This window comes from Streptomyces sp. NPDC051452 (genome assembly GCF_044454765.1).
GTDB lineage: Bacteria > Actinomycetota > Actinomycetes > Streptomycetales > Streptomycetaceae > Streptomyces.
The window spans coordinates 50,183-69,647 of sequence record NZ_JBITEB010000024.1 but is presented as its reverse complement, the minus strand read 5'-3'; the positions used below and the strand labels follow the sequence as shown (position 1 = coordinate 69,647).

17 protein-coding genes are annotated in these 19,465 nt (G+C 71.9%); 7 read left to right on the top strand and 10 right to left on the bottom strand.

What is annotated here, in order from left to right; all coding sequences use genetic code 11:
* Positions 1–152 precede the first annotated feature (152 nt).
* The 5 genes from ACIBA9_RS35975 (at position 153) to ACIBA9_RS35955 (ending at position 4,607) form a co-directional block, all read left to right on the top strand.
* The gene (locus tag ACIBA9_RS35975; RefSeq protein ID WP_362155509.1) at positions 153–737 is read left to right on the top strand and encodes an XRE family transcriptional regulator; all 585 of its coding nucleotides are present in this window, start codon (positions 153–155) and stop codon (positions 735–737) included.
* Between the two features lie 112 nt (positions 738–849).
* Positions 850–1,821 (top strand): NADPH:quinone oxidoreductase family protein, encoded by a 972-nt coding sequence (locus ACIBA9_RS35970; protein WP_399369705.1) that lies wholly within the window; start codon positions 850–852, stop codon positions 1,819–1,821.
* Entirely contained in the window at positions 1,818–2,999 is a 1,182-nt protein-coding gene (locus tag ACIBA9_RS35965) for an acyl-CoA dehydrogenase family protein (protein WP_362155504.1), read from the top strand. Before ACIBA9_RS35970 ends, ACIBA9_RS35965 begins: the two co-directional genes overlap by 4 nt.
* On the top strand, positions 2,996–4,078 hold the full coding sequence (locus ACIBA9_RS35960) for an acyl-CoA dehydrogenase family protein (protein WP_399369703.1): 1,083 nt from the start codon (positions 2,996–2,998) through the stop codon (positions 4,076–4,078). Before ACIBA9_RS35965 ends, ACIBA9_RS35960 begins: the two co-directional genes overlap by 4 nt.
* Before the next feature lie 334 nt (positions 4,079–4,412).
* Positions 4,413–4,607: a hypothetical protein gene (locus ACIBA9_RS35955; RefSeq protein ID WP_399369701.1), complete on the top strand. Its 195-nt coding sequence runs from the start codon at positions 4,413–4,415 to the stop codon at positions 4,605–4,607.
* Between the two features lie 15 nt (positions 4,608–4,622).
* Here ACIBA9_RS35955 and ACIBA9_RS35950 read toward each other — a convergent pair whose 3' ends face one another.
* From ACIBA9_RS35950 to ACIBA9_RS35905, 10 genes are all read right to left on the bottom strand, one after another.
* Positions 4,623–5,795 carry a phosphodiester glycosidase family protein gene (locus ACIBA9_RS35950; RefSeq protein WP_399369699.1) on the bottom strand — a complete coding sequence of 391 codons (1,173 nt, stop codon included), beginning with the start codon at positions 5,793–5,795 and terminating at the stop codon, positions 4,623–4,625.
* 141 nt (positions 5,796–5,936) lie between these two features.
* Positions 5,937–6,296 (bottom strand): DUF779 domain-containing protein, encoded by a 360-nt coding sequence (locus ACIBA9_RS35945; protein ID WP_399369697.1) that lies wholly within the window; start codon positions 6,294–6,296, stop codon positions 5,937–5,939.
* A 115-nt stretch (positions 6,297–6,411) separates the two neighbouring features.
* Positions 6,412–6,759 (bottom strand): VOC family protein, encoded by a 348-nt coding sequence (locus tag ACIBA9_RS35940; RefSeq protein ID WP_399369695.1) that lies wholly within the window; start codon positions 6,757–6,759, stop codon positions 6,412–6,414.
* Between the two features lie 405 nt (positions 6,760–7,164).
* Positions 7,165–7,803 carry a DedA family protein gene (locus ACIBA9_RS35935; RefSeq protein ID WP_399369693.1) on the bottom strand — a complete coding sequence of 213 codons (639 nt, stop codon included), beginning with the start codon at positions 7,801–7,803 and terminating at the stop codon, positions 7,165–7,167.
* A 166-nt stretch (positions 7,804–7,969) separates the two neighbouring features.
* Positions 7,970–9,016, bottom strand: a complete 1,047-nt coding sequence (gene sbnA / locus ACIBA9_RS35930; RefSeq protein ID WP_399369691.1) for a 2,3-diaminopropionate biosynthesis protein SbnA — start codon at positions 9,014–9,016, stop codon at positions 7,970–7,972.
* 36 nt (positions 9,017–9,052) lie between these two features.
* Positions 9,053–10,123, bottom strand: a complete 1,071-nt coding sequence (sbnB, locus tag ACIBA9_RS35925) for a 2,3-diaminopropionate biosynthesis protein SbnB (RefSeq protein ID WP_399369689.1) — start codon at positions 10,121–10,123, stop codon at positions 9,053–9,055.
* On the bottom strand, positions 10,120–11,118 hold the full coding sequence (locus tag ACIBA9_RS35920) for a TauD/TfdA family dioxygenase (protein ID WP_399369687.1): 999 nt from the start codon (positions 11,116–11,118) through the stop codon (positions 10,120–10,122). Before ACIBA9_RS35920 ends, sbnB begins: the two co-directional genes overlap by 4 nt.
* Positions 11,119–11,160: 42 nt before the next feature.
* Positions 11,161–14,433 (bottom strand): amino acid adenylation domain-containing protein, encoded by a 3,273-nt coding sequence (locus ACIBA9_RS35915; protein ID WP_399369685.1) that lies wholly within the window; start codon positions 14,431–14,433, stop codon positions 11,161–11,163.
* 13 nt (positions 14,434–14,446) lie between these two features.
* On the bottom strand, positions 14,447–17,059 hold the full coding sequence (locus tag ACIBA9_RS35910) for a Pls/PosA family non-ribosomal peptide synthetase (RefSeq protein ID WP_399369683.1): 2,613 nt from the start codon (positions 17,057–17,059) through the stop codon (positions 14,447–14,449).
* 371 nt (positions 17,060–17,430) lie between these two features.
* Positions 17,431–18,045, bottom strand: a complete 615-nt coding sequence (locus ACIBA9_RS35905; protein ID WP_393898169.1) for a TetR/AcrR family transcriptional regulator — start codon at positions 18,043–18,045, stop codon at positions 17,431–17,433.
* A 134-nt stretch (positions 18,046–18,179) separates the two neighbouring features.
* On the opposite strand from ACIBA9_RS35905, the gene ACIBA9_RS35900 reads away from it, so the two are divergent.
* Together ACIBA9_RS35900 and ACIBA9_RS35895 are read left to right on the top strand one after the other, a co-directional pair.
* Positions 18,180–18,659: a cupin domain-containing protein gene (locus tag ACIBA9_RS35900; RefSeq protein WP_399369681.1), complete on the top strand. Its 480-nt coding sequence runs from the start codon at positions 18,180–18,182 to the stop codon at positions 18,657–18,659.
* Positions 18,656–19,456 (top strand): alpha/beta fold hydrolase, encoded by an 801-nt coding sequence (locus tag ACIBA9_RS35895; protein WP_399369679.1) that lies wholly within the window; start codon positions 18,656–18,658, stop codon positions 19,454–19,456. The genes ACIBA9_RS35900 and ACIBA9_RS35895 overlap by 4 nt, the downstream gene beginning before the upstream one ends.
* Positions 19,457–19,465 lie beyond the last annotated feature (9 nt).

Sequence of the window (19,465 nt, the reverse complement as noted above, 5' to 3'; positions counted from 1 at the left end):
TCGGCGAAGAGCGGCTCGGGACGCCCGGTTCGCACGGCGACGCGTGCCCACCGGCCGCGGGTGCCATGGTCACCCCCGCATCGCCACCGCTCGGCGGCCGGTGCGGAGGCTGCCGGATTGACAACCGGGCTTGCCGATTCTGCAATGGCGGCATGAGTACCGACGACGTCCTCGCGGAGGTGGGTCCGCGACTGCGGCGGATCCGGAAGGAACGGGAGGTGACCCTGGCGGCGCTGTCCGAGACCACCGGGATCTCCGTGAGCACCCTGTCCCGGCTGGAGTCCGGCCTGCGCAGGCCGAGCCTGGAACTGCTGCTCCCCATCGCCCAGGCCCACCAGGTCCCGCTGGACGAACTGGTCGGCGCCCCGCCGGTCGGCGACCCCCGGGTGCGGACCAGGCCCGTCCAGCGGGGCGGCCGCACCTTCTGGCCGCTGACCCGGCAGCCCGGCGGCCTCCAGGCCTACAAGGTCCTCGAGCCCCGGCGCGAGGAGGAGCCGGAGCCGCGCACCCACGAGGGCTACGAGTGGCTGTACGTGCTCTCCGGCCGGCTGCGTCTCGTCCTCGGCGAACACGACGTCGTACTCTCGCCCGGGGAGGCGGCCGAGTTCGACACCCGGGTGCCGCACTGGTTCGGGTCCACCGGGGACGGCCCGGCGGAGTTCCTGAGCCTGTTCGGGCCGCAGGGGGAGCGAATGCACGTGCGGGCGCGGCCCACTCGGCGCGGCCGGGAGGAGTGAGTCCCGCGCCCCCCCACGTGATTGGCCGATGCCCCCTGTTCCCTGATCGGCAAGCGACCGCTTAGTATGCCGTCGGACCCGGTCAGACGAAGCAGTCCCGTGGAGGCCCCGCATGCAGGCATGGCAAGTGCACGAGAACGGCGAGCCGAGCGAGGTGATGCGCCTGGCGGAGGTGGAGCGGCCCGCTCCCGGCGACGGCCAGGTGCTGCTGCGCGTGCGCGCCGCCAACGTCAACTTCCCGGACGCGCTCATGTGCCGGGGCCAGTACCAGGTGCGCCCGCCGATGCCCTTCACCCCGGGCCTGGAGATCTGCGGCGAGACCGAGGACGGCCGCCGGGTGATCGCCAACCCCACCCTGCCGCGTGGCGGTTTCGCCGAGTACGCCCTCGCCGACGCCCGCGCTCTGCTGCCCGCCCCCGAGTCGCTGGACGACGCGGAGGCCGCGGCGCTGCACATCGGCTACCAGACGGGCTGGTTCGGCCTGCACCGCCGGGCCCGACTGCAGGCGGGGGAGACCCTGCTCGTGCACGCGGCCGCCGGCGGTGTCGGCAGCGCCGCCGTCCAGCTGGGCAAGGCGGCCGGAGCCACCGTGATCGGCGTGGTCGGCGGCGCGAAGAAGGTCGCCGTCGCCCGCGAACTCGGCTGTGACGTGGTCGTCGACCGGCGGGCCGAGGACGTGGTGGCGGCCGTCAAGGAGGCCACCGGCGGCCGGGGAGCCGACGTGGTCTACGACTCCGTCGGCGGCGCGGCCTACACCCAGTCCGCCAAACTGGTCGCCTTCGAGGGCCGGATCGTCGTCGTCGGCTTCGCGAGCGGCACCATCCCGAGCCCCGCCCTCAACCACGCCCTGGTGAAGAACTACGCCATCCTCGGCCTGCACTGGGGCCTGTACGCCACCAAGGATCCGGGGCTCATCCTGCGCTGCCACGAACAGCTCACCGAGCTGGCCGCGCGGGGCGCCATCAAACCGCTGGTCAGCGAGCGGGTGCCGCTGTCCGACGCCGCCGCGGCCGTGCAGCGCGTCGCCGACGGTGTGACCACCGGCCGGGTGGCCGTCATCCCGGAGAACGGAGCCGTCGCATGACCGACGCCGAGGAACTGCGCAGCCGCACACGGGAGTTGCTGTCGGCGCACCCGCCGGCCACGACGGACCGCCTGGCGTTCCTCCAGGCCCGCTTCGACGCCGGACTGGCCTGGGTGCACTACCCCGAGGGGCTCGGCGGCCTGGGCGCCCCGCGCTCCCTCCAGGCCGTCGTCGACGCCGAGCTGGAGGCCGCGGGCGCCCCCGACAACGACCCCCGGCGCATCGGCATCGGTCTCGGCATGGCCGCGCCGACCGTCCTGCGCTACGGCACGCAAGAGCAGCAGCGCCGCTATCTGCGCCCCCTGTGGACCGGGGAGGAGGTCTGGTGCCAGCTCTTCAGCGAGCCCGGCGCCGGATCCGACCTGGCCGCCCTCGGCACGCGAGCCGTGCGGGAGGGTGACGGCTGGGTCGTCAACGGGCAGAAGGTGTGGACGTCCAGCGCGCACGTGGCCCGCTGGGCCATCCTGATCGCCCGCACCGACCCGGACGTGCCCAAGCACCAGGGCATCACCTACTTCGTCTGCGACATGACCGATCCCGGCGTGGAGGTGCGGCCGCTGCGCCAGATCACCGGCGAGGCCGAGTTCAACGAGGTCTTCCTCACCGACGTCCGCATCCCCGACTCCCGCCGCCTCGGCGAGGTCGGCGACGGCTGGCGGGTCGCCCAGACCACGCTGATGAACGAGCGCGTCTCCATCGGCGGCATGCGTCTGCCCCGTGAGGGCGGCATGATCGGCCCGGTCGCCGCCACCTGGCGGGAACGCCCCGAACTGCGCACCCACGAGCTGCACCAGCGGCTGCTGAAGCTGTGGGTGGAGTCCGAGGTCTCCCGCCTCACCGCCGAACGCCTGCGCCAGCAGCTCGTCGCCGGCCAGCCCGGCTACGAGGGCTCCGGTATGAAGCTCGCCTTCGCCCGCCTCAACCAGGAGATCAGCGGACTGGAGGTCGAACTCCGCGGCGAGGAGGGCCTGGCGTACGACGACTGGACCATGCGCCGCCCCGAACTGGTCGACTTCACCGGCCGCGACGCCGGCTACCGGTATCTGCGCGCCAAGGGCAACAGCATCGAGGGCGGGACCAGCGAGGTCCTGCTGAACATCGTCGCCGAGCGCGTCCTGGGCCTGCCCGCCGAGCCGCGCACCGACAAGGACGTCGCCTGGAAGGACCTCGCCCGATGAGCACAGAGCCGGATCTCCTCTACTCCGAGGAGGAAGAGGCGCTGCGCGCCGCCGTCCGTGATCTGCTCACGGACCACTGCGCCCCGGCCGACGTGATCTCCCGCGGCGAGTCGGACACCCCGCACGACCTCGCCGCCTGGAAGTCCCTCGCCGTCGGTATGGGCCTCGCGGGCCTTCTGGTGCCGGAGGAGCTGGGCGGACAGGGCGCCTCCCACCGCGAAGTCGCGGTGGTGATGGAGGAGTTGGGCCGGGCCGTCGCGCCCGTGCCCTACCTCACCAGCGCCGTGGTGGCCACCGAGGCCCTGCTCGCCTGCGGTGAGGAGGAACTGCTGAGGCAGTTGGCGTCCGGCCGGACCATCGGCGCGCTCGCGGTCGCGCTGCACTCTGCCCCGGGGGCCGGTTTCAGGACGGTACGGGTCGAGAACGGCGCCCTGCGCGGGGAGTTGACCACGATCGCGGACGCCGCCGTCGCCGACGTCCTGCTCGTCCCGGGCGACGACGGCGGCCTGTACGCCGTGGCCGCCGACGACGTGACCGTCACCCCGCAGGTCTCCCTGGACCTGACCCGTCCACTGGCCACCGTCACCCTCGCCGGTGCGGCCGGCCGTCGAGTCGGCGACGCGGAACCCGCCGTGCGCCGGGCCCTGCGCGCCGCCGCCGGTCAGCTCGCCTCCGAGCAACTGGGCGTTTCCGACTGGGCGTTGACCGAGACGGTCCGGTATCTGAAGGAACGCAAGCAGTTCAACCGGCCGGTCGGCGGCTTCCAGGCGCTCAAGCACCGGCTCGCCCAGCTGTGGCTGGAGGTCGTCAACCTCCGGGCCGCCGCCCGCGCCGCCGCCGACGCGCTCACCTCCGGTGCGGACACCGATGTCACGGTCGCCGTCGCGCAGGCCTACGCGGCGCCCGTCGCCGTCCACGCCACCGAGGAGGCGGTGCAACTGCACGGCGGCATCGGGATGACCTGGGAACACCCGGCCCATCTGTATCTGAAGCGGGCCAAGGCCGACTCGATCGCCTACGGAACCGCGGGCGCCCACCGCGAGGCGCTGGCCCGACTGATCGATCTCCAGGCCCCCTGAGTCCGGCACGGTACGGCCCGCCCCGATTGTGGGGCGGCCCTTTCCGCGTGCCCGCGCCCTCGTCGCCCGCGCCTTGGTGAGCCCGCACCTCCCGTGTCCGCACAGGCGAGGTGAACCGAGCGCGGCGGTTCGGCCAACTCGTCCGGAGCCGCTCGTGGGGGGCGTCGATCACCTCGACACCGGCGACCTCGCCGGCCTGTAGGCCTTCCTCGACGGCCGCCCCGCTGAGTGACACCACTCGATCGGAGGACACGTCAGCCGCCCGGATGAACCCTCCGCTACGCCACACTTGCGGCCGAACGCCGCTCCCGGGGCGTGGCGGAGGAGGTTCCCGATGACCATTTCCATCTCTGTGGTGCTGCTGCTCCTGATCCTGGCCGTGGTCTTCTTGCGCAACGGCGCGCTGAAGTTCTCCCACGCCCTGGTCTGCATGCTGCTCGGCTTCTATCTGGCCTGCACGAGCATGGCGCCCACCATCCACAGCGGGCTCGCCGCGACGGCCGACCTGGTGAGCAACCTGCGGCCCTGAGCCCGCGGGGGCGTGTCAGCCGGTGGAGAAGACACCGACGCCGTTCGGCACCGGGCGCTCCGCGCCACCGCTCGGGTGGTTGCGCACGGTCACGGCGCCCGCGCCCTCCTCACGGGTGACCAGTTCCGTCGAACCGCCGCCGTCGAGGTTGAAGGCGTCGGACGCCCCCAGCGTCCGCATGGTGTCCGCCTCCTCGGCGACGGTCATGCCGGTCCGGTAGGCCGGGGCGCCGTCAAGCGCCAGCATCAGCAGCCACCGTCCGCCGTCCTTGAAGCCCAGGACCGTACGCACCGCCGAGGTCGCGTGGTCCAGGCCGGACAGCGGCTTGCCGCCGCGCAGGACGGGGAAGCCGCCGATCGCGAACGTGTACGGCACCCCGGACGTGGCCGCAACCAAGGAGTGCGTCACGCTCACCGGGTCGCCGACCGACAGCGCCCGCAGCTCGCGCGCGCCGTCCTCACGGCCCACCAGCACCGTGGTGTCCGCGGGGATGGAGCCGCTGCCCGGGCCGTCGGACACGGAGACCACGCGGCCGCCCTTCACCTTCACCTCGCGGGTGTCGCTGCTGCACGGCGCCGCGCGCTCGGTGTCGGTGCCGCAGACGGCGCGCTTGCGCGACGCGCCGCCCCACTTCGCGGTGAAGGCGCCGACGGAGTTCTGCGGCAACGCGTACTGGTTGAGGCCCCTGAGGGGAAAGGAGCCCTGCGGCGTGCCCACCGAGCCGGTCAGGGCCAGGCGGTCCAGCCGGGCCCGCCGGTCGGTGCCCACACCGAAGACCTCCTGGGTGTTCGTGCCGGGTGGCAGCGCGGGCCCGAAGCGCTGCCCCTTGGGCACCGCCGCCTTGAGCGCATGCCCGTCCGCGACGGCCGGTCCCACGGGCGCTCCGGTGGCCTCCACGCCCGGGTGCTGGGTCTCGGTGATGTCGAAGAAGTCACCGTTGACCCCCGCGACGGCCCCGGCCGAGTTCGCCAGCCGCGAGACCGTGTCCCGGGCCGCCACCGCGCCGGGGTGGAGCAGGTCGACGCGGACGTGTGGATCGCCCAGGTCGACCGTGAGCAGATGCGCGTGTGCCTTGCCCGCGGCCGTGCCGACGTCGAACTGCCGGTAGGTGACGCCCGGTGCGATGCGCCGGCCCGCCGGGGCCGCATCGGCCGGCGCCGCCCCGGTCAGGGCCGCCCCGGCCAGCACCCCCCATGCCGTGACAACCGTGAGAACCGCTCTGCCCGTTGCCGAACGCCTGCGACGTCTGGTCACCGTGCCCCCTGATGTCTCGTCAACTGTCCCTGTGATGAGGGGCAGTGCACCAGACGGCGGCGGCCGACGGGCCGACTAGGCGTCGACTACGCGAGAACGGGTGAGAAAACGTACCCCCTCGGGTGCCTCCAGCGAGAAGCCACTGCCCCGTCCGGGTACCACGTCGACGATCAGCCGGGTGTGGCTCCACGTCTCGTACTGGCCGCGCGACATCCAGAAGGTGACGGGCTCCGCCACACCCTCCACGGACAGCTCCGCCAGCAGCACGTCCGCACCACCGGTGCGGAACTCGCCGTCCGGGTAGCACATGGGCGCGCTGCCGTCGCAGCAACCGCCCGACTGGTGGAACATCAGCGGACCGTGCTCGGCGCGCAGTCGGCGCACCAGGTCCGCGGCCCGCGGGCTGAGTTCGACGCGGGGGACTTCCTCTGCCATGGCACCGTCCTCGGGAGCGCGAGTGTCCGGACGCCGGCGTCAGGCGCCGGCCCCGGTCCAGTCTCACGGCCGGTCGGCGAAGCGTCCAGCACCCGTCGTTCCTCCGACCGGAGGGTCAGCGATGGCCGAGCACGTTGACCACTCGGCCGTTGGGATCCCGCACGAAGAACCGCCGCACGCCCCACTCCTCGTCCGTCAGCGGGTGGACGATCTCCGCGCCGCGCTCGCGCATCGCCGCGTACGCCGCGTCGACGTCCCCGACCTCGATGCTCAGGTCCGGGGACACGGGGGCGGTCAGGTCCTCGGTCATCAGGCTCAGTTGGACGGCCGGGTTCCCGGTGGCGGCGAGCGTCGTGATCCAGCCGTGGTTCATGACCTCCTCGAAGCCCAGGACGCCGTAGAACTCGGTGCTCTCCGGCAGCGCGGTCGACTGGACGTTGGGCACGACACGACGTACGTGCATGGTGGCGGCTCCGCTGGTCGTCGGCAGTGGCGGACGAGGAGTCAGATTAGTCCGGGGGCGCGCCGAGAGGACGGGCCCCTGCGTCCCTCGTTCTTCGGCCGCCCGGGCAGCGCGGCGTTCTCACGGGTGAGGCCGCTCCGGGACGAGGCGCCGGCTCGGTCGACCACCTGCCCGAGCAACGACCACTGCCCCGCCCACGTCCGCGCGGCCCCGGGCGAGCCGGACACGTCCACCGCTGCGCGCCCGCCGCTCCGGTTCACGGCCGGCACCGACGGCCCGACGGCCTCTCCCTCCCCGCGCACGGACCGACCAGGCCGTCACCGCCCCGCGGGCGGTCCAGGGGATGACCGCGAATGCCTCCCAAACCGCGGGGAGGAGCACGCCGCCGACCGGTTCGCCGTCGGCTCAGCGGGCGGCCCGGCGGCGTGCGCGGCGTGCGCGGCGGGCCTCCATCAGCAGGGGCAGCGCCGAGAGGACGACGACCACCGCGATCAGCGGCAACAGATAGTCGTCGACGTGCGGGACGGCGGCCCCCAGGGTGAACCCGGCGAGGACCAGCGTCTGCGTCCACAGGACTCCGCCCACGGTCTGCCAGAGGGTGAAGGGCCGCGCCGGCACCCCGAGCGCCCCGGCCACCGGGTGCAGGACCGTCCGCAGCACCGGCACGAACCGGCCGATCACCAGCGCCTTGCCGTAGCCGTACCGGGCCAGCAGACCCTCCGCGCGCGCCGCCGCGCTCTTCACCCGCCGCCGGGAAGTGCGCGCCAGCAGCGCCCGCCCGCCGTGCCGTCCGATCAGATACCCCACCTGCCCCCCGGCGACCGCACCGACGGCGGCACACACCAACACCTGCCACAGCGACAGCCGCGCCGCCTGCTCCGCACTGCCCGCGCACAGCACACCGGCCGGGAACAGGAGCGTGTCGCCGGGCAGGAAGAAGCCGACGATCAGCAGACCCGACTCGGCGAAGATCACCGCGAGGACGCCCAGCGCGCCGAAGGCGGCCAGCACCGAGGCACTGTCCAGCGGATTGACGGCGATCACCGGCCGGGCCTCCTGGCGTCCTCGTCGCGCTGCTCGCTCCACCGGCTTCGCCCGCCCGAGCCGAAACCGCCCCGCCCGAGCCGGCACCGCCCCTCCCGTGCCGCGCCGGCCGGTGAGGGGACGACAGGGGCCGGGCCGCCCCCCTTCGCCCCCGCCGGACACGCCGCTACGTTCTCCGTCGGCGGTCCGGTGCCCGGGAAGCCGGCTTGACCTCCCGGGAGGCGCCGGCGACCTGCTCGGGCTCCACGCCGACCTGCTCGGGATCGAGGATGTGCGCGCCGTACAGGTCCTGCAGCCAGTTGGTCTGGTAGATGGTGTCGAGATAGCGCTCGCCGAGGTCCGGCGCGATCGCCACCGCGGTGAGGTCGCGGTTGTCCTGCCGGGCCAGCCAGCTTGTCGCGCCGCTGACCACGGTGCCGGTGGAGCCGCCGAACAGGAAACCGCGCCGGGCCAGGTGGTGGCAGGTGCGGATGGTGTCCGTCTCCTCCACCCGGATCACCTCGTCCACGAGGGACTCGTCGAGCAGCGGTGGGCGCATGCTCATCCCGAGCCCGGGGATCATCCGCCGTCCCGGCTCGCCGCCGAAGGCCACCGAGCCCACGGCGTCCACGGCGACGATCCGCACCGGCCGGTGCCACTGACGGAAGTAGCGCGCGCACCCCATCAGGGTGCCGGTGGTGCCCGCCCCGACGAACAGGACGTCGAGGTCCGGGAAGTTCCCGGCGATCTCCGGGCCCGTCGTGCGGTAGTGCGCCCGCCAGTTCCCGGCATTGGTGTACTGGCTGAGCCACACGTACCGGTCGTCGGCCGCGCACAGCTTACGGACGTAGTCGATCCGCACGCCCAGGAAGCCTCCGTTGGAGTCCTGGTCGGCCACGACGTGCACCTCGCTGCCGAGCGCCTCCATCAGCAGGCGCGTCGACAGGTTGCAGCGGGAGTCCGTCACGCACAGGAACCGGTAGCCCTTGCTCGCGGCGATCATGCTGAGCGCCACGCCCAGGTTTCCGGACGACGACTCCACGAGGATGGAATCCGGCTTCAGGACCCCCTCGCGCTCGGCCGTCTCCACCATCTCGTTCGCGGCCTTCAGCTTGATGGAGCCGGCGAAATTGAAGCCTTCGCACTTCAGGTACAGCGAGTGTCCGCAGATCGACTCTAGGTCGACGAAGAGCTGGCCTTCGTTGAAGGCGTAGGGAGCCGAGATGACAGGCACGGCGGGCCTCCTGGTGCCAGGAAGAGGAAGACGGCTTCAGCCATACCGACGCAGGTCGTGGAAGAAGTCGTCGATGAGGCGGAGCTGTCCGGCCCTCGCTACTTCGTCGTAGACGTATTTGCCGACGGCCAGGTCGAGGACCCCGAGTCCGAAGGGCGAGAAGATCACCGGGCGGTCCGTCGGCGGCGCGGCGCGTCCGAGCATCACGTCGTTGAGGGTGCCGTTGAGGAAGTCGCGGTCGCCGGTGCGCTGCTCGACCAGGTGCGGAGAGGTGTCCGCCTTCAGGCAGTGCTCGATGTCGTCCACGAAGTTCGCCGAGGCGAGCAGGACCTCGGGAGCCAGGTCCCGCAACGACACGTGCAGGACGACGGGGTTGTGCGCGAACCAGGCCGGGGTGGTCACATGCGGCTCGCCGGCGATGGTCGCGAAGACCACCAGGTCGCTGGAGCGGATGAGCGACTCGGCGCTGTCGTGGATGGTGACCGGTTCCTCGGCGCCGGTCTGCCGCAGATAGCCGCAGAACCCCTCGGCGCTGTCGGCGGACAGGTCGTGCACGCCGATCGCCTCGAACTCCCAGCCCGTGCGGGCCAGGAAGGTGTGGATGTAGCGGGCGATCAGGCCCGTGCCGAAGAATCCGACGCGGGTGGGGCGTGGCCGGTTGCGGCTGAGCCAGTCGGCCGCCAGCGCGGCGGACGCGGCGGTCCTGGTCGCGCTGATGATGGAGCTCTCCAGACAGGCGAACGGATACCCGGTGTCGTGATCGTTGAGGATCAGCACCGCGGAGGCCCGCGGCAGCCCCGCGCTCACGTTGCCGGGAAAGCTGGAGATCCACTTCAGGCCGTCCACGGCGATGGATCCGCCGATGGAGGCCGGCAGCGCGATGATCCGCGACGAGGGGCGGTCGGCGAAGCGCAGGAAGTACGACGGCGGGTTGACCGAGTCTCCCGCGCCGTGCAGCCGGTACGTGGCCTCTACCAGCTCCACGAGCTGCTTCTCGGACCCGGTCAGCGCTCTTTGCACCTGCTCACCGGAGATCACCGCGAACGTCGGCTTGGGGGCCGGGTCGGGCACGGCCGCGTCGGCGGTGGTCGACAGCAGATCGGTCATCGCTCGCTCGCCTCCGGGTGGTGGTCGGCCAGCCGCCGGGGTTCGCCCATGCCCACCAGTACCTGCCGCTCCCCGGTGAAGGGCTCCCTGCTGTGCGCTGTCCGGATGTTGTCCACGAGCAGCAGGTCACCGGCCTGCCAGGGCTCACGGCGGGTGTGCGCCTCGTAGGTGGTGTTGAGCAGCTGGACGACGTCCTCACCGATCGGGCTGCCGTCGCCGTAGCGGGTGTTGAAGGGCAGTCCGTCCGCGCCGTACTCGTCGACCAGGTACTCGCGCACCTCCGGCGCCAGCGTCCACTCGTTGAGGAACGCGATCTGGTTGAACCAGCAGCGCCGGCCCGTGACCGGGTGGCGCACGACGGCACTGCGGCGCTGCTCGGTGCGCAGCGATCCGTCGGCCTGCCAGGTGAAGTCGATGCCGTTGTCCCGGCAGTACCGCTCGATCCCGGCCCGGTCGTCGGTGCCGAACGACTCCTCCAGGGACGCCCCGATCTCGTCGTTGTAGCTGCGGGTCAGCATCCAGCCCTCGCGCTCGAACCGCTCGGCCAGCGCGGTGGGCAGCGCCTGGAGGATCTCCTCGGCGTCGGCCACCGCCGTCGCGCCGTCCCGCTCGGGCGCGGTCAGGCAGGCGAACAGCATCAGGCCGGGCACCTCGCGCGTGTAGCTCAGCTCGTGGTGCATGCACATCGGCTGGTTGGCCGGCCATGTGGTGGAGGCGTACACCCCCGGTCCGTGGACCTCACGGGGGGCGAAGGCCTCCCGCTCGGTCATGAGCGGGCCTGCCAGCCGGTTGAGGACGGCACCGACCTGCCCGGCGTCGCGCAGTCCCAGGCCGCGGACGACCAGCGCCCCGTGCTCGGTGACCTGCGCACGCAGCGCCTCACGGTACTCCGCCGCCCAACTCGCGGCGTCGGCACGGAGATCGACGCGCAGCAGTGCGGGTCTGTCCGGCCGCAGCTCCACATCGAGCGGTGGTGCCAGGGATGAGAACGGCATCTCGGTTTCCTTTCGATCGCCCGTCCGGGAAGGCGACGGGGCTCAGGAGGAGGCCAGCGGTACGACGGCTCGCAGGACGGCCTGTGCCGCCTCGGCGGGACGGGTGCGTGGGAAGTAGTGACCCCCGTCGGCGAGTTCGTGCAGGTCGACGTGGTCGGCGAGGAGCAGCCAGTCCCGATGGCGCTCGGTGTGGCCCGCCGTGTGCGGGTCGTCGGCGGCCACGACCACCGTGACCGGCGCGGACAGCCGCACCTGTGGCGGGGAGTCCAGGGCGGCGCCGAGATAGCGGTGGGCGCTGACACAGTCGTGCCGGTAGACGGCGCCGATGTGCTCGGCGTGCCGCGCGTTCAGCTCCGCGAGCTCCGGGTAACCGCTCTCCGCGGCCAGCCGCGCCGCGATCTCGGCGTCGCTGCGGCCCGTCAGGTCGTCGACGGCCGCGCGCCGGTCGGCGGCGGTGCCGAGCAGTTGCGCGCCGACGAACACCCGTGTGACGACCACGCCCCGCTCCTGCAGTCGCCGCGCCGTCTCCAGGGCGGGCGCGGCGCCCGACGAGTGGCCCCACAGCATGACCCGGGTCAGACCCCGCGCGGCGATCTCCGCGGCGACCTGCTCGGCCACCTGCGCGATCGACGCCAACGGCTCGTGCGGCGCGGCCAGGTCGTGGCCGGGCAGGTCCACCGCGAGGACACCGAGACCGCTGCCCGAGAGCGCGCTCGCCATCGGCTGGTAGTTGACGGCGTTGCCGCCCGCGTACGGGAAGCACACCAGCGCGCACTCCGCGGCGCCGTTCGGCTCCGACAGCGGCTGCAGCAGCTCCGCGTGCTGCCGGGTGGTGCCGTCGAGCAGGGCCGCGAGGTCGGCGAAGACCGGGTGCCGGGTGATGTCCTTCAGCGACACCGCGCGGCCGAGGGCGAGGGTGAGCTTGACGGCGGTCAGGGAGGTGCCCCCGGAGTCGAAGAAGTGGTCGCTCCGGCCGACACGGTCCTCGGACACGCCCAGCACCTCGGCCCAGGCCGCCGCCAGCCGCCGCTCGGCCGGCCCGAGCGGCCCGGCGCGGTCGGGAGCGTCCGGCCGTGGCACGGCCCTGTCGTCGGCCGGCGGCGCCTGCTCGGCCAGCGCCGTCAGGGCCTTGCGGTCGATCTTGCCGTTGGCCGTCAGCGGCAGGCTGTCCCGCCAGTGGAAGGCCGAGGGGACCATGTAGGCGGGCAGCACCGCGCCGAGCGCCTCGCGCAGTTCCTCCGGCCGGTGCCGGCTGCCGGTGTAGAAGGCGATCAGATGCTTGTTCTCGCCGGCCAGCTCGGCGACGACCACCGCGCCGTCGCGTACCCCGTCCACCCGCAGCAGGGAGTTCTCGATCTCGCCCATCTCGATCCGGAAACCGCGGATCTTGACCTGGTTGTCGCGGCGGCCGAGGAACTCCAGCTTGCCGCCGGGATGCCAGCGACCCCAGTCACCGCCCAGGTACAGCCGCTCACCCGGCCGATAGGGGTCCGTCCGGTAGGCCTCCCGGGTGCGCTCGGGATCGTTGACGTACCCGCGACCCACGCAGACACCCGAGAACGCGATCAGCCCGGCGGCGCCGAGCGGCACCAGCGACAGACTCTCGTCCACGACGTGGACGTGGACGTTGTTGACCGCTCGGCCCAGCAGCACCCGCTCCGGGACCCGGTCCAGGACCTCGTGGTTGGTGTCGTCCGAAGTCTCGGTCAGACCATAGGCGTTGACGAGCCTGATGCCGGGCTGGATCGCGAACCAGCGCTGCACCAGCTCACGCTTGAGCGCCTCACCGGTGACGGACACGCAGCGCAGGTCGGGCAGTTCGCGGGGACGCTGTTCCAGGTAGGAGACCACGACCTCCAGGTAGGAGGGCACCACCTGTGCCACGCCGACCCGGCCGCGGACCAGCGTGTCCAGGAACCGCTCGACGTCCACGATCACGTCCTGCTCGACCAGCAGGGTGCGACCGCCGACCAGCAGCGCGGAGACGAGCTGCCACAGGGAGATGTCGAAGCACTGCGGGGCCGTCTGCGCCACCACGCATCCCTCGCCGACACCCAGGTCGTCGATCTTGGCGTGGAGGTGGTTGAGCATGCCCGCGTGTTCGCACATCGCGCCCTTCGGCTCACCGGTGGAGCCGGAGGTGAAGTAGATGTACGCCAGCTGGTCGGCGGCCACCTTCACACCGAGGTCGTGGTCCGCGTGCGGTTCGGCGTAGGCGGCGTCCACCAGCAGCCGCTCGACGTCCGGCGCCGTGGCCAGCGCCTCGTCCAGACAGGCGGTGCTGCCGGCCTCGGTGACCACCAGGCGGCAGCCCGCGCGGGTCAGCGTCGCGGCGATCCGGCCGGCCGGGAAGTGCGGCTCGATCGGCAGGTACGCGCCGCCCGCCTTGAACACCGCCAGCGTCGCCGCCAGCCAGTCGAGATCGCGCTCGGTGACGACGGCGACCACGTCCTCCCGGCCCAGTCCGCGCGCCAGCAGCGCCCGCGCCAGCCGGTTGGCCCGCCGGTTCAGCTCGTCGTACGTCCACACCCGCTCGCCGTGCACGGCCGCCACCGCGTCCGGATGCTTCCGTACCCGCTGCTCGAACAGCTCGTGGGCGCGCGCGTCCGGCAGCGGCCGCCGGGGGCCCGCCAGCCCCTCCAGCTGTTCGCGTACCTCGTCCTGCGACAGCAGGCTCTGCCGCGTGTGGTCGGCGTCCAGGCCGGCCGCCATCAGTCGCAGCGCCGTCAGGTGGTAGCCGCCGATCCTGGCCGCCGCCGCGGCGTCCAGCACGTCGGTGCGGTACCGCAGCCGCAGCATCAGCCGGCCGCCCCGCTCGGACCAGCGCACATGCAGCGCACCGTCGTCCGCGTGCGCCTCATCGGCTCCCATGGGGCCGAACACGACCTCGTACGAGGGCTGCGTCACCCCCAGCTCCCGGCGCAGCTCCGCGACCGGGAACTCGCGGTGCGCGAGCACTTCGGCCTCGGCACGCTCGGCGGTCGTCACCAGGGTCCGCCAGGACCCCGGGGGCACGGCCAGGCGGCACGGCAGCGGCTCGCCACGCACTCCGGTGGTGTATCCCGTCACCACCTCCTGCTCGCCGGACAGGGCCGCCAGCACCTTGGCGTGCGCGGCCAGCAGGAGCGCGCTGACCGGCACTCCCCACCGCCGCACGAGTTCGCGTACCGCGTCCGTCACGTCGTCCGGTACCGACGTCTCCTGCTCGGCCGCTCCCGCGACCGGTTCCGGTGCCCATCGCGGCACGGTGGTGAGACCACCGGCGGTCAGCACGCGGCTCCAGAACTCCCGGTCCGCTTCCACGCCTGTTCCCATCGCTTGGCCTTCCTCAACTCACGGTTGCCGCGGTGACGCCGGCCGCCGAAGCGGCCGGCCCGGTGCCGCCGCGGGAGCGGCCGGGTTCCGGCATGTCCACGGCGGGATTGCCGCCCCAGTGCGCGTGCGCGGGGACTTCCTCGCCCTTCATCAGGAAGGAGTCGGGTGCCAGCATCGAGCCGGCGCCCAGGGTCACGCCGTAGTGGACATGCGCGCCGACGCCCAGCGTGGTGCCGGCGCCGAGCGTGGTTCTGTCGGACTTGAAGGTGCCGTCCTCCTGCGAGTGGCACTGGATCTTGGTGCCGGCGTTGAGGGTGCACTCGTCGCCGATGACCGCGAGGGTCCGGTCGGTCACGTAGCAGCCGTCGTCGAACACCCTGGCGCCGATGCGGACACCCAGCAGCCGCCAGACGAGGGTCTTGAGGGGGGTTCCGTTGAAGACGTTGAGGTAGTGGTCCGGAACCTTCCACAGACGCTCGTGCAACCAGAAGTTCCGGTCGTAGATGGAGCACAACTGGGGGCGCAGCCGGCGGAACAAGGTGACGCACCGTTCCACCAGTACGTAGTACGCGGTGGACAGGGCGAGCGTCAGTGCCAGATACACGGCGATCACCACGTCGCCGAGCACGCCGTACAGGTCCACGGTGGCGAGCGCGAGAAGCGTGAGCAGGAAGACGTGCAGCCAGCGCACACCCAGCATCCAGGCCATCGAGCGCAGGTTGTAGCGGTTCTTCGCGGCGAGATGGCGGCGGAGCGTGTCGCCCGTCCGCAGATGGTCGAACCGTGCGTCACGGTCCACCGAGCGGGGAATCTCGAACGACGGCGAACCGAGCAGTCCGACGCCTTCGCGGACCTCTCCGTCGAGCGGAATCATCACCTTGGTCGCGAGAAGGCAGTTGTCTCCGGTCCTGCCGCCCACGGGATAGGCGATGTTGTTGCCCAGGAAGTTGTGGGGACCGATCGACACCCGGGACAGCCGGAAGGAGGTGCTGGAGTAGTCGGCATTGATCACGGAGAGGCCGTCGGCCACCATCGTTCCGCTGCCGACGGTGACGAGCAGTGGCGTCTCGTGCTGCACTTCGGTGCCGAAGTTCGACCCGGTCTGCTCGACCCGCGACAGGTCGTATCCGAGTCCGCGCAGATAGTGCACGACGTAGGAGCTGTCGCCGAAGAGCCAGGTGAAGAACTTGATGTTCGTCAGGCGCGCCGTCAACCGATGGGCCGTGTAGTGGAATCCGTAGAGCGGGTAGACCCGGTCGGGCTTGACGGCCAGACCCAGCAGCCGCGGTACGGCGTACATCGCGAGCAGGCCGAGGACGGCGAAGCCGACGAACAGCACGAGGGAGAGCCCCAGCGCGTCGGAGATCAGCTCCGGCCGGCTCAACGCGGCCGTCTGCGGATCGAGCCGCTTGCCGATGGCGGGCACCTCGGTGAACAGCATGTACATGCCGCCGACGGCCAGCGGGACGTACAGGAAGATCATTTGCAGCAGTGTGACGGCACCGAACCAGACCCGGCGGGCGGCGCCGCACGGGGCCGATGCGACCCGTAGGTAGTCGATCGACGTGGGCTCGGCGGGGGAGCCGTGCCAGTGCTCACCGCTCGGGACCGCCTGTCCGCGGTGCAGCGCGGAGGCGTGGCCGAGCTGCGCACCGTCGCCCATCGAGGTGTCGATGTCCAGGACCGTCTTCTCACCGATGTACACGTCCCGGCCGAGCGTGACCCGGCCGGTCTGGATACGGCCGCGGTGCGCCCGGTAGCCCAGGAAGAAGGAGTCCTTGCGGATCACCGTCCCGGCGCCGATCGTCAGCAGGTCGGTACAGACCGGGACGGAGGGGGAGAGGATGATGACCCCCTTGCCGATGCGCGCGCCCAGGGCGCGGAGATACAGCGTGTACAGCGGAGTGCCGACGAGGAAAACCATCGGGTTCGCGTGCAGCAGTACCTTGACGAACCAGAAGCGCAGATATTTCAGGCCCCAGACGGGGAACTCGTCCGTCTTCCAGCGGCCGACGAGAATCCATTTGGCCAGCACGGGGAACACGCACAGGGCGATGAATCCGATGCCTCCGAAAAGCAGCGACCGCAGGTAGACGTCGGCCAGTCCCGAACCATGGGCGATCCATTCGTAGCCCGTGGCGGTGACGAACCCGGAAACCAGTGAGTAGATGAGGAAGATCAGACATTGCATCGTCCCGCACAGGGCATGGCTCAGCCGATTCGTGTGCGGCGCCGGGGCCACCGGCGTCATGGGCGCCGGCGCCGAGGGGGAGACGGCCGCCCCGACCGTACCGGGAGCCTTCTGCACGAGGGCCGCCGTCAGACCGCGGATGGTGGGGTACCGGTAGATGTCCCTCATGGAGGGAGACGGCAGCTCTGGTATTTTCCGCACCCGTGCGCAGAACTGGGCCATGACCAGCGAGTTGGCGCCGAGGTCCTCGAAGAAATGGCTGTCGACCGGAACACGCTCGACGCACACGACGTCTGCCAGCGCATCCGCGAGTCTTCTCTCGGTCTCGGTCTCGGTCTCGGTCTCGGTCTCCATCTCGGTCGGTACGGCGCCGCGCATGGTGACGGCAGGTTCGCCCGGCCCGGATATATGGACCCCGGAGGACTGCTCCACCATTCGATCTCCTGGATGACGTATGCCGATCGGTGGTTCGAAGGGGTTTTCTGATCACGAACCGCCATGTTTCAGTCTGGCCAGGACGTCCACAGACTGCCACTCCGGATCGGCGGCCGGATACGGCGGGAAAATGCCGGATGCGCGCGAATTCCTGGCATTCCGTGCCGCGTGGGCCGCGTGACGGATCACCCGAACGGCTGCCTCCATGGCACTGCGGCCCGGAGAGGCTTGGGGGCGGCGGGTCCCGGCCTTATGGGGCCGCGGCTCGGGGAGTGCGGGAGAAATGCGAAAGCGGGACGGAGACACCGGCCTGACGGGGGCATGGCTGCCCGGGCCGCGCCTGCCCCGGGGCGTACGTCGGCCCGCCGTCGTCACCGCCGTGCGGTCCTGCGCACCATGGCCTCGGTGAGCGTCGTCGCGGTGCGTACGGCGCTGGCGACCGCCTCGTCGGGGTCCAGTCCGCACAGGTCGGTGAGGCAGAAGAGCGCCTCCGCGCTGACCGCCACGGCGAGATCCCGCTTCAGCTGCGCGAAGGCCGCGGGGTCCGCCGCCCCCAGCGTGTCCTCGACCGGCGAGAGCGCCTGGTCGATGAGCCCGAAGCGAATGCCGGGGCGGGTCCGCGCTGTCTCGGGCCGGGTGATGGTGGCCGCGATCATGGCCCGGACCGCCCCCTCTCGGACGAGTATGCCGCGCAGCAGGAACTCACAGGCGAAGGCGACGCGTTCGACGGGGTCGGCGCAGTGCGCGACCGGCTGGAGGGCATCGGCGGGCGCGGGCCAGGCGTCGGCGAGGGCCTCGCCGATGAGGGAGGGGAGGTCGGGGAAGTACCGGTAGGCGGTGGCCTCGGAGACCAGGGCCGCGCGGGCGATCGCGGGCATGGTCACCTCGGCGCCGGTGCCGATCAGTTCCCGGGCGGCCGTGACGATCGCCGTCCGCGTGCGCTTCTTCTGGTTGCTGCGGCCGCCGTCCGTCTGCGTCGTCGCCATCGGTGCGCTCCTGCCTCGTTCCGTCCCGGCCCCGACAGACTAGCACTGCTCCACTCTCGTCATGAGAGAGCACTTGCATGAAGAGACCGGGTTCTCTACTCTCCTGAGAGCGAACTCTCACAATGGAGGCGGCGATGAACGAGGTTTCCGTGGTCGGCCCGGACGGTGGCGAGACCATCCAGCTGGGCCCTACCCGGATGCGCATCCTGGAGGACGGGAGCACCACCGGACACCGGATCGGCATCGGCGAGATCACCCTCGCCCCGCACACCGAGGGCCCGCCGCAGCACCGCCACGCCCAGCACGACGAGGGGTTCTACGTCGTCTCCGGAACCGTGCACTTCACCGTCGGGGAGACCACCCACGTGGCCCCGGCGGGCACACTCGCGATGATCCCGCCCGGCGCCCCGCACACCTTCGCCAACCCAGGCGACGAGCCGGCGGTGCTGCTGAACACCTTCACCCCGGATCTGTACGTGGGGTACTTCCGCGATCTGCGCGACATGATCGCCGGCGGCGGGGAGCCGACCCCCGCAGCGATCGCGGACGTCATGAGCCGCTACGCCACCGTTCCCGCCACCGACTTCACCCGACCGCCGAAGGACAGGCCATGACCAGCACCATGCACACCCTCTCTCTCCCCGTCGGGGAACTCGCCATCACTGTGGAGGACCAGGGCCAGGGCCGCCCCTTCCTGCTGCTGCACGGCGGCGCGGGGCCACAGACGGTCACGCCGTTCGCGGGCCTGCTCGCCGCCCGGCGGCCGGCCAGGACCCTCGTCCCCGTCCACCCCGGGTTCGGCGGCACCGCCCGCCCCGACTGGCTCACCGATGTCACCACCCTCGCGCAGGCGTACGAGCGCCTGCTCGGCGAACTCGGCCTCACCGACGTCATCGTCGTCGGCAACTCCATCGGCGGCTGGATCGCCGCCGAGATGGCCCTGCTCGGCAGCGACCGGATCGGCGGCGTCGTCCTCGTCAACGCCGTCGGGATACAGGTCCCGGGCCACCCGGTCGCCGAGACCTTCTCGCTCACCCCTGCCGAACTGTCCCGGCTCGCCTTCCACGACCCGGCGAGGTTCGCCGTCGACCCGGCCACCCTGCCCGAGGCCGCCCGCACGGCGATGGCGGCGGGCCGCGCCGCACTCGCGGTCTACTCCGGGCCCCACGCCATGGAGGATCCCAGCCTGCGCGAGCGCCTGGCCAAGGTCACGCACCCGGTCCTCGTCGTCTGGGGCGAGAGCGACCGGGTCGTCGACACCGAGTACGGGCGAGCGTTCGCGGCGGCCGTTCCGGGGGCCCGGTTCGCGCCGCTCGGGCGCACCGGCCACCTCCCCCAGGTCGAGAGTCCCGACCAACTCCTCTCCCTCGTCTGGGACTTCGCCACCGCCCATCCGACCCGTCGGCCCTGAAGGGGGGAC

Coding starts and splice junctions, on each gene's coding strand:
- ACIBA9_RS35895 (WP_399369679.1), top strand. CDS start 18,656: ATGACCAGCACCATGCACACCCTCTCTCTCCCCGTCGGGGAACTCGCC.
- sbnB (WP_399369689.1), bottom strand. CDS start 10,123: ATGACCGATCTGCTGTCGACCACCGCCGACGCGGCCGTGCCCGACCCG.
- ACIBA9_RS35905 (WP_393898169.1), bottom strand. CDS start 18,045: ATGGCGACGACGCAGACGGACGGCGGCCGCAGCAACCAGAAGAAGCGC.
- ACIBA9_RS35975 (WP_362155509.1), top strand. CDS start 153: ATGAGTACCGACGACGTCCTCGCGGAGGTGGGTCCGCGACTGCGGCGG.
- ACIBA9_RS35910 (WP_399369683.1), bottom strand. CDS start 17,059: ATGGTGGAGCAGTCCTCCGGGGTCCATATATCCGGGCCGGGCGAACCT.
- ACIBA9_RS35955 (WP_399369701.1), top strand. CDS start 4,413: ATGACCATTTCCATCTCTGTGGTGCTGCTGCTCCTGATCCTGGCCGTG.
- ACIBA9_RS35970 (WP_399369705.1), top strand. CDS start 850: ATGCAGGCATGGCAAGTGCACGAGAACGGCGAGCCGAGCGAGGTGATG.
- ACIBA9_RS35920 (WP_399369687.1), bottom strand. CDS start 11,118: ATGCCGTTCTCATCCCTGGCACCACCGCTCGATGTGGAGCTGCGGCCG.
- ACIBA9_RS35960 (WP_399369703.1), top strand. CDS start 2,996: ATGAGCACAGAGCCGGATCTCCTCTACTCCGAGGAGGAAGAGGCGCTG.
- ACIBA9_RS35900 (WP_399369681.1), top strand. CDS start 18,180: ATGAACGAGGTTTCCGTGGTCGGCCCGGACGGTGGCGAGACCATCCAG.
- ACIBA9_RS35915 (WP_399369685.1), bottom strand. CDS start 14,433: ATGGGAACAGGCGTGGAAGCGGACCGGGAGTTCTGGAGCCGCGTGCTG.
- ACIBA9_RS35945 (WP_399369697.1), bottom strand. CDS start 6,296: ATGGCAGAGGAAGTCCCCCGCGTCGAACTCAGCCCGCGGGCCGCGGAC.
- ACIBA9_RS35940 (WP_399369695.1), bottom strand. CDS start 6,759: ATGCACGTACGTCGTGTCGTGCCCAACGTCCAGTCGACCGCGCTGCCG.
- ACIBA9_RS35965 (WP_362155504.1), top strand. CDS start 1,818: ATGACCGACGCCGAGGAACTGCGCAGCCGCACACGGGAGTTGCTGTCG.